This window comes from Bacillus sp. BD48, assembly GCF_046566805.1.
Classification (GTDB): domain Bacteria; phylum Bacillota; class Bacilli; order Bacillales; family Bacillaceae; genus Bacillus; species Bacillus safensis.
The window spans coordinates 377,837-391,798 of sequence record NZ_JANGFM010000005.1 but is presented as its reverse complement, the minus strand read 5'-3'; the positions used below and the strand labels follow the sequence as shown (position 1 = coordinate 391,798).

At 42.8% G+C, this 13,962-nt stretch carries 13 protein-coding genes and 8 tRNA genes; 14 read left to right on the top strand and 7 right to left on the bottom strand.

Annotated features, from left to right (window positions below):
- Nucleotides 1–45: 45 nt before the first annotated feature.
- The 8 genes from ACLGGR_RS16435 to ACLGGR_RS16400 all read left to right on the top strand — a co-directional run bounded on the left by ACLGGR_RS16435 (nucleotide 46) and on the right by ACLGGR_RS16400 (nucleotide 748).
- Nucleotides 46–122 (top strand) — tRNA-Asp (locus tag ACLGGR_RS16435).
- Nucleotides 123–140: 18 nt separating this feature from the next.
- A tRNA-Phe gene (locus ACLGGR_RS16430) sits at nucleotides 141–213 on the top strand.
- 27 nt (nucleotides 214–240) lie between these two features.
- A tRNA-His gene (locus tag ACLGGR_RS16425) sits at nucleotides 241–316 on the top strand.
- 10 nt (nucleotides 317–326) lie between these two features.
- Nucleotides 327–400: transfer RNA gene (locus ACLGGR_RS16420), tRNA-Gly, on the top strand.
- A gap of 17 nt (nucleotides 401–417) precedes the next feature.
- A tRNA-Ile gene (locus ACLGGR_RS16415) sits at nucleotides 418–494 on the top strand.
- Between the two features lie 6 nt (nucleotides 495–500).
- Nucleotides 501–575 (top strand) — tRNA-Asn (locus ACLGGR_RS16410).
- Nucleotides 576–578: 3 nt separating this feature from the next.
- Nucleotides 579–669, top strand: a tRNA-Ser gene (locus ACLGGR_RS16405).
- 7 nt (nucleotides 670–676) lie between these two features.
- Nucleotides 677–748, top strand: a tRNA-Glu gene (locus ACLGGR_RS16400).
- A 76-nt stretch (nucleotides 749–824) separates the two neighbouring features.
- Here ACLGGR_RS16400 and ACLGGR_RS16395 read toward each other — a convergent pair.
- From ACLGGR_RS16395 to ACLGGR_RS16385, 3 genes are all read right to left on the bottom strand, one after another.
- On the bottom strand, nucleotides 825–1,301 hold the full coding sequence (locus ACLGGR_RS16395) for a TspO/MBR family protein (protein WP_142945728.1): 477 nt from the start codon (nucleotides 1,299–1,301) through the stop codon (nucleotides 825–827).
- Between the two features lie 86 nt (nucleotides 1,302–1,387).
- Entirely contained in the window at nucleotides 1,388–2,122 is a 735-nt protein-coding gene (locus ACLGGR_RS16390) for a TraR/DksA C4-type zinc finger protein (RefSeq protein ID WP_410973465.1), read from the bottom strand.
- Nucleotides 2,123–2,240: 118 nt separating this feature from the next.
- Entirely contained in the window at nucleotides 2,241–3,179 is a 939-nt protein-coding gene (locus tag ACLGGR_RS16385; protein ID WP_142945726.1) for a 1,4-dihydroxy-2-naphthoate polyprenyltransferase, read from the bottom strand.
- A 380-nt stretch (nucleotides 3,180–3,559) separates the two neighbouring features.
- On the opposite strand from ACLGGR_RS16385, the gene ACLGGR_RS16380 reads away from it, so the two are divergent.
- From ACLGGR_RS16380 to menC, 6 genes are all read left to right on the top strand, one after another.
- Nucleotides 3,560–4,978 (top strand): isochorismate synthase, encoded by a 1,419-nt coding sequence (locus tag ACLGGR_RS16380; protein ID WP_142945725.1) that lies wholly within the window; start codon nucleotides 3,560–3,562, stop codon nucleotides 4,976–4,978.
- Nucleotides 4,971–6,710, top strand: coding sequence for a 2-succinyl-5-enolpyruvyl-6-hydroxy-3-cyclohexene-1-carboxylic-acid synthase (gene menD, locus ACLGGR_RS16375; protein WP_410973464.1), 1,740 nt, complete (start codon nucleotides 4,971–4,973; stop codon nucleotides 6,708–6,710). Before ACLGGR_RS16380 ends, menD begins: the two co-directional genes overlap by 8 nt.
- On the top strand, nucleotides 6,698–7,525 hold the full coding sequence (gene menH, locus ACLGGR_RS16370; RefSeq protein ID WP_410973463.1) for a 2-succinyl-6-hydroxy-2,4-cyclohexadiene-1-carboxylate synthase: 828 nt from the start codon (nucleotides 6,698–6,700) through the stop codon (nucleotides 7,523–7,525). Before menD ends, menH begins: the two co-directional genes overlap by 13 nt.
- A 14-nt stretch (nucleotides 7,526–7,539) precedes the next feature.
- Nucleotides 7,540–8,358: a 1,4-dihydroxy-2-naphthoyl-CoA synthase gene (gene menB, locus ACLGGR_RS16365; RefSeq protein ID WP_142945722.1), complete on the top strand. Its 819-nt coding sequence runs from the start codon at nucleotides 7,540–7,542 to the stop codon at nucleotides 8,356–8,358.
- Nucleotides 8,359–8,428: 70 nt separating this feature from the next.
- The gene (locus ACLGGR_RS16360; RefSeq protein ID WP_410973462.1) at nucleotides 8,429–9,886 is read left to right on the top strand and encodes an o-succinylbenzoate--CoA ligase; all 1,458 of its coding nucleotides are present in this window, start codon (nucleotides 8,429–8,431) and stop codon (nucleotides 9,884–9,886) included.
- Complete coding sequence (menC, locus tag ACLGGR_RS16355; protein ID WP_034279379.1) at nucleotides 9,873–10,997, top strand: o-succinylbenzoate synthase; 1,125 nt, start codon at nucleotides 9,873–9,875, stop codon at nucleotides 10,995–10,997. The genes ACLGGR_RS16360 and menC overlap by 14 nt, the downstream gene beginning before the upstream one ends.
- A 113-nt stretch (nucleotides 10,998–11,110) precedes the next feature.
- On the opposite strand, the gene ACLGGR_RS16350 is transcribed toward menC, so the two are convergent.
- From ACLGGR_RS16350 to ACLGGR_RS16335, 4 genes are all read right to left on the bottom strand, one after another.
- Complete coding sequence (locus ACLGGR_RS16350; RefSeq protein ID WP_267588060.1) at nucleotides 11,111–11,302, bottom strand: hypothetical protein; 192 nt, start codon at nucleotides 11,300–11,302, stop codon at nucleotides 11,111–11,113.
- A gap of 25 nt (nucleotides 11,303–11,327) precedes the next feature.
- The gene (locus tag ACLGGR_RS16345; RefSeq protein ID WP_008360682.1) at nucleotides 11,328–11,486 is read right to left on the bottom strand and encodes a DUF1540 domain-containing protein; all 159 of its coding nucleotides are present in this window, start codon (nucleotides 11,484–11,486) and stop codon (nucleotides 11,328–11,330) included.
- 68 nt (nucleotides 11,487–11,554) lie between these two features.
- Nucleotides 11,555–12,601, bottom strand: coding sequence for a cytochrome d ubiquinol oxidase subunit II (locus ACLGGR_RS16340; protein ID WP_169510868.1), 1,047 nt, complete (start codon nucleotides 12,599–12,601; stop codon nucleotides 11,555–11,557).
- Between the two features lie 22 nt (nucleotides 12,602–12,623).
- Nucleotides 12,624–13,955 (bottom strand): cytochrome ubiquinol oxidase subunit I, encoded by a 1,332-nt coding sequence (locus ACLGGR_RS16335; RefSeq protein WP_048239172.1) that lies wholly within the window; start codon nucleotides 13,953–13,955, stop codon nucleotides 12,624–12,626.
- Nucleotides 13,956–13,962 lie beyond the last annotated feature (7 nt).

The following is a 13,962-nucleotide window of genomic DNA, read 5'->3' as shown; positions in this document are numbered from 1 at the left end:
TAACCCGAAGGTCGCAGGTTCAAATCCTGCCCCCGCAACCAAAATGGTCCGGTAGTTCAGTTGGTTAGAATGCCTGCCTGTCACGCAGGAGGTCGCGGGTTCGAGTCCCGTCCGGACCGCCATTTTTCAAAAGAATACTTGGCTCGGTAGCTCAGTTGGTAGAGCAACGGACTGAAAATCCGTGTGTCGGCGGTTCGATTCCGTCCCGAGCCACTTTTATAAAAAAATATTCATAGTATGGCGGTTGTGGCGAAGTGGTTAACGCACCAGATTGTGGCTCTGGCACTCGTGGGTTCGATTCCCATCAATCGCCCCATACATATTTTGCGGGTGTAGTTTAGTGGTAAAACCTCAGCCTTCCAAGCTGATGTCGTGGGTTCGATTCCCATCACCCGCTCCATTTGTATATCTGTTCATGGGCCTGTAGCTCAGCTGGTTAGAGCGCACGCCTGATAAGCGTGAGGTCGGTGGTTCGAGTCCACTCAGGCCCACCATGATCTTCCGCAGTAGCTCAGTGGTAGAGCTATCGGCTGTTAACCGATCGGTCGTAGGTTCGAGTCCTACCTGCGGAGCCAAATGGAGAAGTACTCAAGTGGCTGAAGAGGCGCCCCTGCTAAGGGTGTAGGTCGCGCAAGCGGCGCGAGGGTTCAAATCCCTCCTTCTCCGCCATTGTTCTGGCCCGTTGGTCAAGCGGTTAAGACACCGCCCTTTCACGGCGGTAACACGGGTTCGAATCCCGTACGGGTCATTTTTAAAAGAGATCTTGTCATAGATCTTTTTTTTATTTTCTTCAAAAAAAAAGACCGCTATCATAGGGTCTTTTTTTACATATTCATGGCATAGATCGTATAAGACAAGTATGTCGCAAAGAAGCCCCATAAGACATAGGGAATCAGTAAAATTGGCACGACTTTGCTTAGTTTACGCGATACGATGACAAGTGCGAGTGCTGTCAGTGCGACGAGCAGGCAGTCGATCGTAGCCACAAACAAATCCTTTTGTGTAAATTGAAAAAAACTAAAGGCTTGATTGAATACATAATTTAAAAGGAAAAGAATCCAAAATGGTAAAGTGATTTTTTGAAATCCATACTTTCCATAAATGATCGCTGCGGACAATGAGATGAGCGCAAATAAGACAGCCCATACAGCACCAATCACACCGCCACCAGGCGTCCAGTCTGGTTTATTCAATGCGTCATACCATTCTCTGTCGATGGGGAACAAGAATCCAGCAATAGAGAATAGTGCGTATGTAATAAAGAAGACGACAATCGCCCAAATGATACTTTTTCTAGCCATCAAGAATCTCCTCCAATCAAATTCACTCTTAAAGTGATTTCCCAATAATTACATGATATAAACATAAAGCCCCCAATATGAGGGGACTAATGATTTTCTTCTGTATAAGGTTCTTCCTCGTACGGTTTCAAGTCACCAAATACCGTCATGACACCTTCTTCGTCTAATGCTTTTTCATAGGCCTCGTGTGCTTTGTTCGGAAACACCTTGCTGGCTTTTCCTTCAATATCAGCAGCTGCGAATCCTTCGTAGTCCTCCACATAATCTTCATCTTCTGATTGTGTATACACATCATCGTATGTCAGAGGAGGGAATTCCATATCAGACGGGGTCTCAGAGTTACCATAGCGTTCTACGTCTTGGTAGGCATCCTCTCCATCGTACGCAGCACTTTCTTCATTTTCAAATTGTCCCGCTGGCGGACTTAATAAATCCTCTTCAATCGGACGGTTTTGTGAAACGGTCTGTTCTTTTGAGTGCTCTGTGCATGTGACGGCAGTAGGCAGGGCTTCTAAGCGTTCCTTTGGAATAGGGGCTTTACAGACCTTGCACAGACCGTAAGAACCGTCTGCAATGGCTTGAAGTGCTTCATTGATGTCTAGCATATGTTCATGTTCCATGCTGTTTAAAGCAATATCTTTCCCACGCTCGAACAACTCTGTCCCTTGATCGCCCGGATGGTTATCATAGGCAGACAATTCTCCGACCGAGTCGTAAGGAAAGGATACTTTCTGTTCATCGTCATGACTTTTGGCTTCAAGTTCTTTCTTCTCATCGAGAAGGCGCTGCTTCAAATGATGTAATTCGTCTTTAGACAACAAAGCGATCATCCTTTCATATCAAACATATTGTTAGTATGAACAATTTTATATGTAAGACTAGTTCCAATTTGAAGCAATTCTTTATTAAAAAAACGCCTGCGGCTGCAGGCGTTCTTGGTTACGCGATATAGTATTGTAAGATCAAAGCGATCGTCAGCAGAAAACCAAAAAATGTATTGGTTTGAGCTGTAGATTTCATGGCATTCATTAATTCAATCGGTTTTTCTTTTTGCTTAAACTCTTTAATGGCTGTATAGGCTTTTGGCACACTGAGTAAAACAAGAAGACTCCAAAGACCGACGATATCTGTGAAGATATAAACAAAAATGAGTACATATGATACCAAAAACATGGAAAGTAAAATGTTCACTGCAGCTTTACGTCCAGCAAGAATGGCAAGTGTTCTTCTGCCATTTTCCTTATCCCCGTCTAAATCACGGATATTGTTCGACAGTAAGATAGCACCAACTAAAATAGAAATTGGTAGTGAGACGAGAACAGCTTTAGACGTCAGTGTGCCTGTTTGGATATAGAAACTAATCAAGATGATTCCTAACCCCATAAAGGCACCTGAAACAAGTTCTCCAAACGGTGTATATGCAATTGGTACAGGGCCGCCAGTATAGAAATAGCCTGCTGCCATACAAATAAGTCCTATTAGTGCAATCCACCAGCTAGACATCATACAAATATATACCCCAAGTAATAAAGAAACCGCAAATAGTGCATAAGCGAGACTGAGGACTGTCTTTGGCTTCACACCGTTTCTTACAATGGCTCCACCGATGCCGACAGATTTCTCGTTGTCGAGCCCGCGAACATAATCAAAGTACTCATTAAACATGTTTGTTGCGATTTGGATAAACATAGATGCAAACAGCATGGCTAAAAATAGCCCAACATGTATTTGACCACTTGGAAGTGCTAAAACAGTTCCTAAAGTAACAGGAATAAATGCCGCTGTTAGTGTATGCGGTCGTAGTAAATTCCACCAAATTCGCCAGTTTTTATCAGGCTTAATTGGTGAAAGCTGATCTGATATCGATTGATGCTGCATAAAATATACTCCTTTAAATAAAAAAATACGTACACGTCCAAATTCCAGTTTAGCAAAGTTCAAAAAGGTGTCAATATATTGATGCGATGAATCGGGAAAAAGATGTTTGCTAATCGTTGCCATATCGAAGGAAAGCTTGATTTTAAAGCAGGTCCTGCCATTTTATCTTAGATGCTCTCGTTTAAATAAGCAGGAGCGAAAAAATCTTGAAAGCGTGATATAATAAGGATTCGAGGTTTTAAAAGCTGTTTTCTTTACTAAGTTCATCTGTTAAGGTTTATAATAGAAAAGCAGGTCATTCGACATATTCGAATGTTCATGTATTTTTTCATGATGGTTTTATTTTTTATGTTATTTCATGGATTTTGGAGGAATGTATCATGGTGACAACAGTGCAAAGTACTTTCCGGCAGGAAGCGCTCGCGACATTAGAAGAAGCGAATAACGTCAACCATGCTGTTTTGATAAGCTACTCCAGAAGAGTTGACGATCTGGATCCTCTTGCCTTTTTCCAAAGCGGCGAAGCGGATTTTTTAGGCGAGCGGTTTTTTTGGTCTGATCCGGAAAGCCAAATGATATTTTCTGGACTTGGTAGAGCGGCCGTCATTAAATCATCTGAGCAAGGCAAGGAACGATTCGATATAGTCCATCAGAAATGGGAACAGCTCAAGCAGCACATGTTCCATTTTCATGATGAGAAGGAGTTAAAGCAAGAGGCTGTTGGTCCGCTTTTATTTGGAGGATTTTCGTTTGATCCGTATGAAGAGAAGGCGCGTCATTGGGAAGCATTTGGCGAGGCTCATTTTTTTGTGCCATCGATCATGCTGACTGTCTCAAAAGAAGGAAGTTTTCTTACGATCAATGAGTGGAAGCAGGTGGACGGTAATGTTCATCAGCTTATTCAGGAATTAGAACAAAAAGCCTCTCGTTTCGAGACATTGCCAGTACGAACTGGTGGACAAGCTGAACTTGTTCATATGGAAGAGCTGGATGTGAAGGAATGGATGAAGGCGATCCAAGAAGCGACAGACCACATTCGTGTAAACGAATATGAAAAGGTTGTTTTAGCAAGAGAAGTCTTGCTTTACTATAAAAATCAAATTGAACTCGCTCCACTATTAGCAGAATTATTAAAGCATCAAACAACAAGTTATGTATTTGCGGTTGAACAGGGAAGACAAGCATTTGTCGGAGCCACGCCGGAACGCTTAGTGAAAAAAAGCGGCGGAGAGGTCTTTTCATCCTGTTTAGCAGGTTCCATTGTCCGCGGAAAAGATGAAGCGGAGGATCACGCATTGGGCGAGGAACTGCTGCATGATGAGAAGAATTTGATTGAACATCAAATTGTCGTCAATATGATTGAGCAAGCATTTGAAGCCAATTGCCTTCACGTGCATAAACCAAATCAGCCAAGTCTTTATAAAACAAAAAACATTCAGCATTTGTTTACACCGATTGTGGGAGAAATTAAAAGCAGCTGTTCCCTTTTTTCATTAATTGAACAGCTTCATCCGACGCCGGCACTAGGCGGATACCCGAAGGAAAAGGCGGTTGAAGTGATTCGTGAAATCGAACCGCTCAAACGCGGCTGGTATGCGGCGCCGGTAGGCTGGATTGATTCTCAGGATAATGGAGAATTTGCTGTAGCCATTCGGTCAGGTCTTATTGAGGAAGATCGTGTTCGTTTGTTCGCTGGCTGCGGAATTGTAGAGGATTCCCTTGCAAAGCAGGAGTATGAGGAAACACAAGTGAAGTTAAGACCAATGCTGTCTGCTCTTGGAGGTCATCCTATTGAATAATCACATCATGACAAGATATATAGGCAGATTGATGGATGAATTCGTCCAAGGTGGTGTGAAGGAGGCAGTTGTCTGTCCTGGTTCTCGTTCAACTCCGCTTGCGATGCTGGCCCTTGCTCATCAAGACATCCATGTCCATGTTTTAGTGGACGAACGGTCTGCTGCTTTTTATGCGCTTGGTCTTGCAAAAGCAAGTCAATCACCAGTGCTGCTTATTTGTACATCAGGTACAGCAGCAGCTAACTTTTATCCAGCCATTGTAGAGGCGCATTATTCTCGTGTACCTCTTATTGTTTTAACTGCTGATCGGCCGCACGAATTGAGGGAAGTGGGGGCACCTCAAGCGATTGATCAGCAATTCTTATTCGGTAAGTTTGTTAAATGGTTCACAGACTTAGCATTGCCAGAGGAAAGTCAAACGATGCTTCGTTATGTTCAGACGGCTGCCGCGAGAGCAAATCACATCTCAATGCAGGAGCCAAAGGGGCCTGTTCAGGTCAATGTGCCTCTGAGAGAACCATTGCTTCCTGATCTGTCTATTGAACCTTTCGCGCGAGAAGAAGCAGACACGAAAAAGGTATTAGCATCAGGTCAGGCTTTCCCAAATGATCGAGTGATGTCTGAAATTGTGACAGTCTTGAACCAATCCAAAAAGGGAATGATTGTGGCTGGTGAACTTCATACTCAGGAAGAAAAAGAGGCAGTTTTACGCCTTTCGAAAGCCCTGCATTTTCCTATTTTAGCTGACCCGCTTTCTCTTTTGCGCAACGGGCATGAGAATAAAGAGCTAATTATCGATGCTTATGATTCTTTATTGAAAGATGAAGTATTGCAGCAGCATCTATTGCCGGATATGGTCATTCGCTTTGGGCCGATGCCTGTGTCTAAGCCCTTATTCAAGTGGCTGGAAAAACATGCGGAAGTGCAGCAGATTGTTGTAGATGCTGCCGGAGGCTTCCGTGATCCTGGGTTAAGTGCTTCATACGTCATTGAAAGTACTGTCTCTGCTTTTGTAGAAGCAGCATTAAATCAAGCAGAAAAACGTGAGGAGCCAAGTTTCTTAAACCGCTGGCAGAATGCTAACTCCTCATATAGAACGCATGCAGCGCGCTATTCAGATGAGGATTTGTCCTTTGAGGGGAATGTGTACCGTCAGCTTCAGCACCTCTTGCCAAAAGAGAGTGTCCTTTTTATCGGAAATAGTATGCCAATTCGTGATGTAGATACATTTTTTGAAACTCAGTCCAAGCCTTTTCGAATGATGGCGAATCGCGGAGCAAATGGCATTGACGGCGTTGTATCCACAGCACTTGGCACGTATGCAGCTTTAAAGCAGCCAGTTACTTTAGTCATTGGAGATTTGTCATTTTACCATGATATGAACGGCCTGCTTGCAGCTAAGCTGATGGACATTCCGCTGACAGTTATTTTGATAAACAATGATGGGGGAGGTATCTTTTCTTTCCTTCCGCAGGCGTCTGATGAACCGTATTATGAAAAACTCTTCGGTACACCGACAGGACTGAATTTTGAGTATGCATCGAAGTTATATGGGGGAACCTATTCGAAACCGGCAACGAAACAAGAGTTACATGATGTGTATATAGCACATATCGATGAACCTGGGCTTCATTTAATTGAAATTGAAACAGATCGTCATTCCCGTGTAGACAAGCATCGTCAAATGATGGATGACATATTGGAAGAAGTGAAAAAAGAATGCCTTCTCTGATCATAAGAATGCGTGATGGGGTAGCGTACGAAGTGGTGGACCAGAACCCTTCGGCAGCAAATGCCACACTATGCTTACACGGCTTCACTGGAAGTGCAGCGTCTTGGACGTTCTTGAATGCTTATTTGGAGAATACAAGACTGATTCAGGTCAGCTTGCTCGGACATGGGCGTACGGACTCGCCAGAAAGTGTGAGAAGATATGCAATGTCTCAGCAGCTGGCAGATCTTGCAGATATTTTAAACCAATTAAAGCTTCACAAAGTGAATATTCTCGGATATTCTATGGGAGGACGTATTGCTTTATCATTTGCCGCTCGTTATCCAGATCGTGTCAATAAATTGATCCTTGAGAGTACGTCTCCAGGGTTACACACTTTTAAAGAGCGGATGGCAAGACTGAAGCATGATCATCAGCTCGCTCAAAAAATCAGACATGAAGGCTTAGTGAAGTTTGTGAATTTTTGGGAAAGCATTCCTTTGTTTGCTTCGCAGAAAACTTTATCAGCCGAAAGACAGACTGAGCTGAGAGAGGGAAGACTGAAAGCCAATCCTCTTGGGCTGGCTCGCAGCTTAGAAGGAATTGGAACAGGTTCACAGCCGTCTGTTTGGAAGGCATTAAAGCATATTCATTTGCCTGTTTTGTTCATTTGCGGAACGCTTGATGAAAAGTTCTGCCATATCGGCAAACGTATGCAGCAGGAGCTGAAAGGAAGTCAATTCATTTTGGCTGAGCACTCTGGGCATACAGTTCATGTGGAACAACCACATTTTTTTGGTAAAATAGTAAGTGAGTTTATTTTAGCGCAAGATTAGAGGAGGAAATATTGATGGCTATTGAATGGCAAACTGAGCGTCAGTATGACGAAATTTTATATGAAACGTACAATGGGATCGCAAAGATTACGATTAATCGTCCACACGTACATAACGCCTTTACCCCGAAGACTGTTAGTGAATTAATTGATGCATTTTCACGAGCTCGTGATAATTCAAATGTTGGTGTGATCGTACTTGCAGGTGCTGGGGGAAAAGCATTCTGTTCTGGTGGAGACCAAAAAGTTCGCGGCCATGGTGGTTATGTAGGAGACGATCAAATTCCGCGTCTAAATGTATTAGACTTGCAGCGTTTGATTCGTGTCATTCCAAAGCCGGTTGTTGCGATGGTTGCAGGTTACGCAATCGGAGGCGGACACGTTCTCCACATAGTATGTGACCTGACAATTGCAGCAGATAATGCGATTTTTGGACAAACAGGTCCAAAAGTAGGCAGCTTTGATGCTGGTTATGGTTCAGGCTACCTTGCACGTATTGTTGGTCATAAGAAAGCAAGAGAAATCTGGTACTTATGCCGTCAATACAATGCACAAGAAGCGCTTGATATGGGACTTGTTAACACAGTTGTCCCATTAGATCAGCTTGAAGAGGAAACAGTAAAGTGGTGTGAGGAGATGCTAGAAAAGAGCCCGACTGCTTTACGATTCTTGAAGGCTGCATTTAACGCAGATACAGATGGATTAGCTGGAATTCAGCAATTTGCAGGAGATGCGACACTTCTTTATTACACAACAGATGAAGCAAAAGAAGGACGCGATTCCTTTAAGGAAAAACGCAAGCCGGACTTCGGCCAGTTCCCGCGTTTCCCTTGATTCAATGATATCAATGAAAACAGCTTAGTGCATCAGACTAAGCTGTTTTCTTTTACGAAAAGGAGGTGTCATGATGAAGCAACCTAATTGGCTGCTGCACCGTGCCTATTTAACGCCAGATCGAGTCGCACTCATTTATCAAGAGAAAGAGTGGACATTTCACGAATTGGCTCATGAAGTGGACGAGCTTTCAAATAGACTTGCACAGGTATCCTTGAAAAAAGGGGAAACGGTTGCGCTTTTAATGAACAATCATCCTCACATGGTGATGCTTGTTCATGCCTGTTTTTTATTAGGGTTAAAGGTCGTGCTATTGAACAACAAGCTGACAAAAGCTGAAAGACGCTATCAGCTAGAAGATGCAAAAGCAGCGGCTTTATTAACGGAATCTATTTATGCAAGCGACCATGGTGATTTACCCGTTTATACAATGGAAACTTTACCTGAACCAAGGCAAGGCCATGACAAGAAGATCGAGAGCGAATTTGATTTGAATGAAACAGCGACCATCATGTATACATCTGGGACAACAGGACGTCCAAAAGGGGTAGAGCAAACGTTTGGGAATCATTTTCATAGTGCTGTTTCCTCTGCACTGAATCTGGGTCTCAGAGAGGATGACCGCTGGCTCATTGCCCTGCCTCTTTTTCATATTAGCGGCTTATCCGCTTTATTTAAGTCTGTGATATATGGAATGACAGTCGTGCTTCATCAAAAGTTTGACGTTGATGAAGTAAAGGATTCTATTGAACGGCATCGTGTGACGATGATTTCTGTTGTTCAGACGATGTTATCTCGATTATTAAGCAGACTGGAAGAATGTCCATCTTCTTTGCGCTGTCTTTTATTAGGCGGAGGACCTGCGCCTTATGCGATGCTCCAAGAAAGCAAAGAGAAGGGCTTTCCTGTCTTTCAATCGTACGGGATGACGGAAACCTGTTCACAAATTGTGACCCTTGCGCCCGAATTTAGTGTAGAGAAACTTGGTTCAGCGGGAAAACCTCTTTTTGGGTGCGAGCTGAAAATTCAAGATGGTGATCGTATTTGTCTTCCTTTTGAGCATGGCGAAATTATGGTGAAAGGTGCAAATGTGATGAAAGGATACCTTTACCGTGAAGAGGCGACCACGGCTGCCTTTGATGAGGGCTGGCTGAGAACGGGTGATATTGGCTATGTGGATGAGGAAGGGTTCTTATTTGTGCTTGACCGCCGTTCAGATTTAATAATTTCTGGCGGAGAAAATATTTATCCTGCGGAAATTGAAGCGGTTCTGCTAACACATCCGCATGTAAAGGAAGCCGGAGTAACGGGTATGTATGATGATAGATGGGGAGAGGTACCTGTTGCTTTCCTTGTAACAGATGTTAAGATACCGGAGAATGAGCTCTATGCTTTATGTGGGTCGCATTTAGCCAAATATAAATGGCCCGCCGCTTTTCACTTTGTGGACGAGCTGCCAAGAAATGCGTCGAATAAATTGCAAAGGCACAGACTCAGATCAAAGGGGTTTTCAAATGATTCAAATTGAACGAGTAATTTTATATCATGTCACGATGAAGCTTAAAAAGCCATTTACAACAAGTCTTGGAACCATTTCAGAGCGTGAGTTTATTATTGTTGAAGTCAAAGATCAGACAGGATTGACTGGATGGGGAGAAGTATCTGCTTTTTCTTCTCCGTGGTATACAGAAGAAACAATTGAGACTTGCTATCATATGCTGAGGGCTTTCTTTATCCCGAACGTGCTGACGCGCACCTTTACACATCCTTCAGAAATCCCTGACAGTCTGTATCATTTTAAAGGCAATAGGATGGCGAAAGCAGGCATTGAAGCGGCTGTTTGGGATATTTATGCGAAGCGTGAGAATAAGTCTTTACGCGATGTATTAGGCGGTACAAAAGATAGAATACCATCTGGTGTTGTGGCGGGGTTAGGCCCTATTGACGATATGCTTGAGCAAATTCAGCAATTTGTTGACCAAGGCTATCAGCGGGTGAAGGTGAAAATTAAACCGGGACAAGATATTGGACTTCTTCAAAAGATCAGAGAGTCTTTTCCTGATCTGCCATTAATGGCAGATGCAAACTCTGCTTATGAATTAAAAGATATTAGCAAGCTCAAGCAGCTTGATGATATTCGTTTATTAATGATTGAACAGCCTTTAGCTGCAGATGATATTGTGGATCACCGCCATTTGCAAAAGCATTTAAAAACGCCGATATGTTTAGATGAAAGTATTTGTTCTTTAGATGATGCTAGAAAAGCTGTAGAGCTTGGCAGCTGTCAAATCATTAATGTAAAACCTTCACGAGTTGGCGGACTGACAGAGGCTCTTAAAATTCATACGTTCAGTAAGGAGAATCAAATTCCGTTATGGTGCGGAGGGATGATTGAAACAGGTATTTCCCGAGCGCAGAACGTGGCACTTGCTTCGCTTCCTCAATTTACGATTCCCGGTGATATTTCAGCTTCGTCAAAATTTTGGGAGCAGGATATCATTTTTCCTGAAATTAAGGTTGAAAATGGGTTTATTGAGGTGCCTCGCTCCCCAGGAATGGGCGTGGAAGTTGATTACCAAGCGCTCCGTTCGTTTTCAGATAAAATCGACGTGTTTACAAAACATGATTTTGTGAGATAAAAACGAAGGAATCACCTTTTGCATACCAAATAGAATCTAGGTAAAGTAAGAGAAAGTTTTTCCTTCCTGTCTGAACAAAAAAGAAAGAGCGGTTGGTCCACTCTTTCTTTTTTTTACTCTTCTACCAGCTCGCTGTCATAAGCAAGCTGTCCGATATACTGATGCATTTCATTGGGCATGTTTGATGCATGTCCATATTCATAATCCCAAAGGTTTAAAAAGGAGTGAGCGGCTTGATGGAATGCAGCTTCATCCGCGTCATGAATTTCGTCAAAAAACGTTTGAAGCAGCCGATCGTGTTTCAAATTGAAGCGCCTCCTTTAATGAGACTTAAAGATCTTGTGGTTTAAACGTTTTACAATCCGTTTCTTCACTTTTCTCAGCCGTATTTCCTGTGTGGCTGACGACATAGATTGCATCTGCACCACAGCGGTTACCAGCATTCCAATAGGAACAGTTATTGACTTCACAAAGGATTTTTTGACTCATACAGATGACCTCCTTTTGAGTATGTCTTTCATCTATAATGTAACCGAAATGAAGCTCGTCCATTCATGTTAATCTTCCTGGCGAATATAGCGCTTATCCTTCATAAACAATTTCCAGAAGAAATAGAACCCAGGAAATAAGATGATAAAACCTACAATATAGGTGATAAATAATGCTCTAAATGTGACAGGGTCTGTAAATCCAGACATGATTGTAATATCTGGATAGGCCATATAAGGCAAATGGGCACGCCCGTACACATAGCTTGCTAAGAAATATTGAATGGTAATCGCAATGACGGCAAGGCGTGGTCTTCCTTTCCGGTGCTTAAACCGGCTGTTTGGTAAAAATAGAGCCAGTCCTGCGAGCAGAAACATTAGGAGAGATACAAGAAGAATAGGGATGTTCTGCATCATTTTTGTGAACAGCCAATTGGCCTCGCTTCGTAAAGTCAGCATGATAAAAAAGGCCATCATGAGTGAAAGTGGACCCGTAATGAGCGCTCCTCTTCTATAAATGCTGTAAGCTTCATCTTCATTAGCTACATTAGAGAAATCAGCTAAAAGTAAGGACGAAAGAAAAAGGGTGCTGAAGATGGCAAAACCGACAAAAGAATAAACATTTGCACTTGTAAAGACCAGTCCAAGATCTAGTGAGTAGACGTTGTTCTCCTGAAAGATAAATCCACCATGGGTAATAGGGAGAACCATGATCAGGATGGACGGAATGATAAAGCCGCTGATCCCTGAAATGTAAGTCACCGCTTTTCGGTATTTCTTAGGCAGTGAATGAGAAAACACGAGAAACCCGCTTCGCAGGGCAAGAAGCAATAATATGATGCTGCCGGGTATTAATAAAACGGTACCAAGTACAAAGGTCGCACCTGGAAACAGGCTGAACAATGCGACAACGATGGCCACAATAAAGACGTTTGTCACTTCCCATGTTGGAGAAAGGTACTTATTTGCGATATTAGCTGCCTTTGTTTGTTCTCTATTCATATAAATCATTGACCAAAATCCTGCGCCGAAATCCATTGATGCCATCACTGCATAGATAAAAACGAATCCCCATAAGATGGTGATCGCAATGAGCGCATCAGTTGTAACATCCATTTGCATCAAGATCGCTCCCTTTTTAAGATTCTGTTAACCGTAGGTCTTCTTCAATCGTATGTTTCCTAAAATAGTACGTCAGCACAATAACGGTTGCTATGCCTAAGATGAGATAGACAATGGCAAAAAGGATAAAAAGTGTCCCGATCGAGCCAGATGATGTGACAACCTCGGAGGTTTTGAGCATTCGATAAATGACCCATGGCTGACGGCCTGTACAAGCAAAGATCCAGCCAAATTCAATAGCCAAAAGACTAAGAGGCCCTCCGAATAAATAAAGAAAAAGAAGCCACTTCGGAAATTTTTCACGTTTTAAAATTTTACGGTAAAGCAGTGCTAATACCGCAAATAGAATGAGCACCGATCCAATAATGACCATGCCGTTAAATAATGTGTGTATAAATAAAGGCGGCCACTCGTCACGGGGGAAATCATTTAAGCCTTTGACCACCGTATCGAAGCTATTTCCTGCCAGAAAACTAAGCGCCCAAGGAATTTCGATTGCACCTTTAATTTCCTGCGAATCAGCATCTGTAAAACCACCTATTGCAAGAGGCGCATGTGATTGTGTTTCAAACAAACCTTCAGCTCCAGCCAGCTTTTCAGGCTGATATTCATACAGAAGCTGAGCGGATTCGTGGCCATTTAAGGCTGTTAGAAAGGAGAAAAGTCCTCCTACAATGAGTCCTAGAAAAAGGGCTTTTCGATGAAATGTATAGAGTTTCTCATTCTTTCTAGTTTTGAGCATTTTAAAAGCTGCTACTGAAGCAATCACAAAAGCACCTGTTGTAAAAGCAGACAGCACGACATGTGTGGCAGTCACAGCAAAGCTTGGATTGAAAAAGGCCTTCCAAGGCTCGATATTTGTGATTTCTCCATTCACCATCTGAAAACCAGCAGGTGTCCCTTCAAAAGCATGTACGTTTGTAATTAGAATCGCTGATGCAGCTGCACCAATGACGATAAAAATAACTGTAATGATGCGCATTGCATTTGATAGTCGATCCGCTGCGTACACATAAATAGACATAAATAATGCTTCTATAAAGAACGCATAGATTTCAATCTGGAATGGCAGTGACATGACCTTTCCAATGACCTCCATAAAACCTGGCCACAAAAGGGCAAGCTGAGTACCAGCAATAGTGCCTGTTGGAATGGCAACCCCTAACAGAACAGCTTGCGCTTTTGTCCACCGCTTGGCCATGATGGCATAATGCGGGTCCTTCGTTTTTTGAAAGATGAGTTCAGCTAACAAAATCATTAGTGGGATGCCAACGCCAAGCGAGGCATAAATAATATGAAAGCCCATGGTTGTGCCGAACAGGCTTCTAGCTAAAACGAGATCAGTCAATTTTTTC

Coding starts and splice junctions, on each gene's coding strand:
- menC (WP_034279379.1), top strand. CDS start 9,873: ATGATTCAAATTGAACGAGTAATTTTATATCATGTCACGATGAAGCTT.
- menB (WP_142945722.1), top strand. CDS start 7,540: ATGGCTATTGAATGGCAAACTGAGCGTCAGTATGACGAAATTTTATAT.
- ACLGGR_RS16345 (WP_008360682.1), bottom strand. CDS start 11,486: ATGAGTCAAAAAATCCTTTGTGAAGTCAATAACTGTTCCTATTGGAAT.
- ACLGGR_RS16340 (WP_169510868.1), bottom strand. CDS start 12,601: ATGGATGTTACAACTGATGCGCTCATTGCGATCACCATCTTATGGGGA.
- ACLGGR_RS16385 (WP_142945726.1), bottom strand. CDS start 3,179: ATGCAGCATCAATCGATATCAGATCAGCTTTCACCAATTAAGCCTGAT.
- ACLGGR_RS16380 (WP_142945725.1), top strand. CDS start 3,560: ATGGTGACAACAGTGCAAAGTACTTTCCGGCAGGAAGCGCTCGCGACA.
- menH (WP_410973463.1), top strand. CDS start 6,698: ATGCCTTCTCTGATCATAAGAATGCGTGATGGGGTAGCGTACGAAGTG.
- ACLGGR_RS16360 (WP_410973462.1), top strand. CDS start 8,429: ATGATGAAGCAACCTAATTGGCTGCTGCACCGTGCCTATTTAACGCCA.
- ACLGGR_RS16395 (WP_142945728.1), bottom strand. CDS start 1,301: ATGGCTAGAAAAAGTATCATTTGGGCGATTGTCGTCTTCTTTATTACA.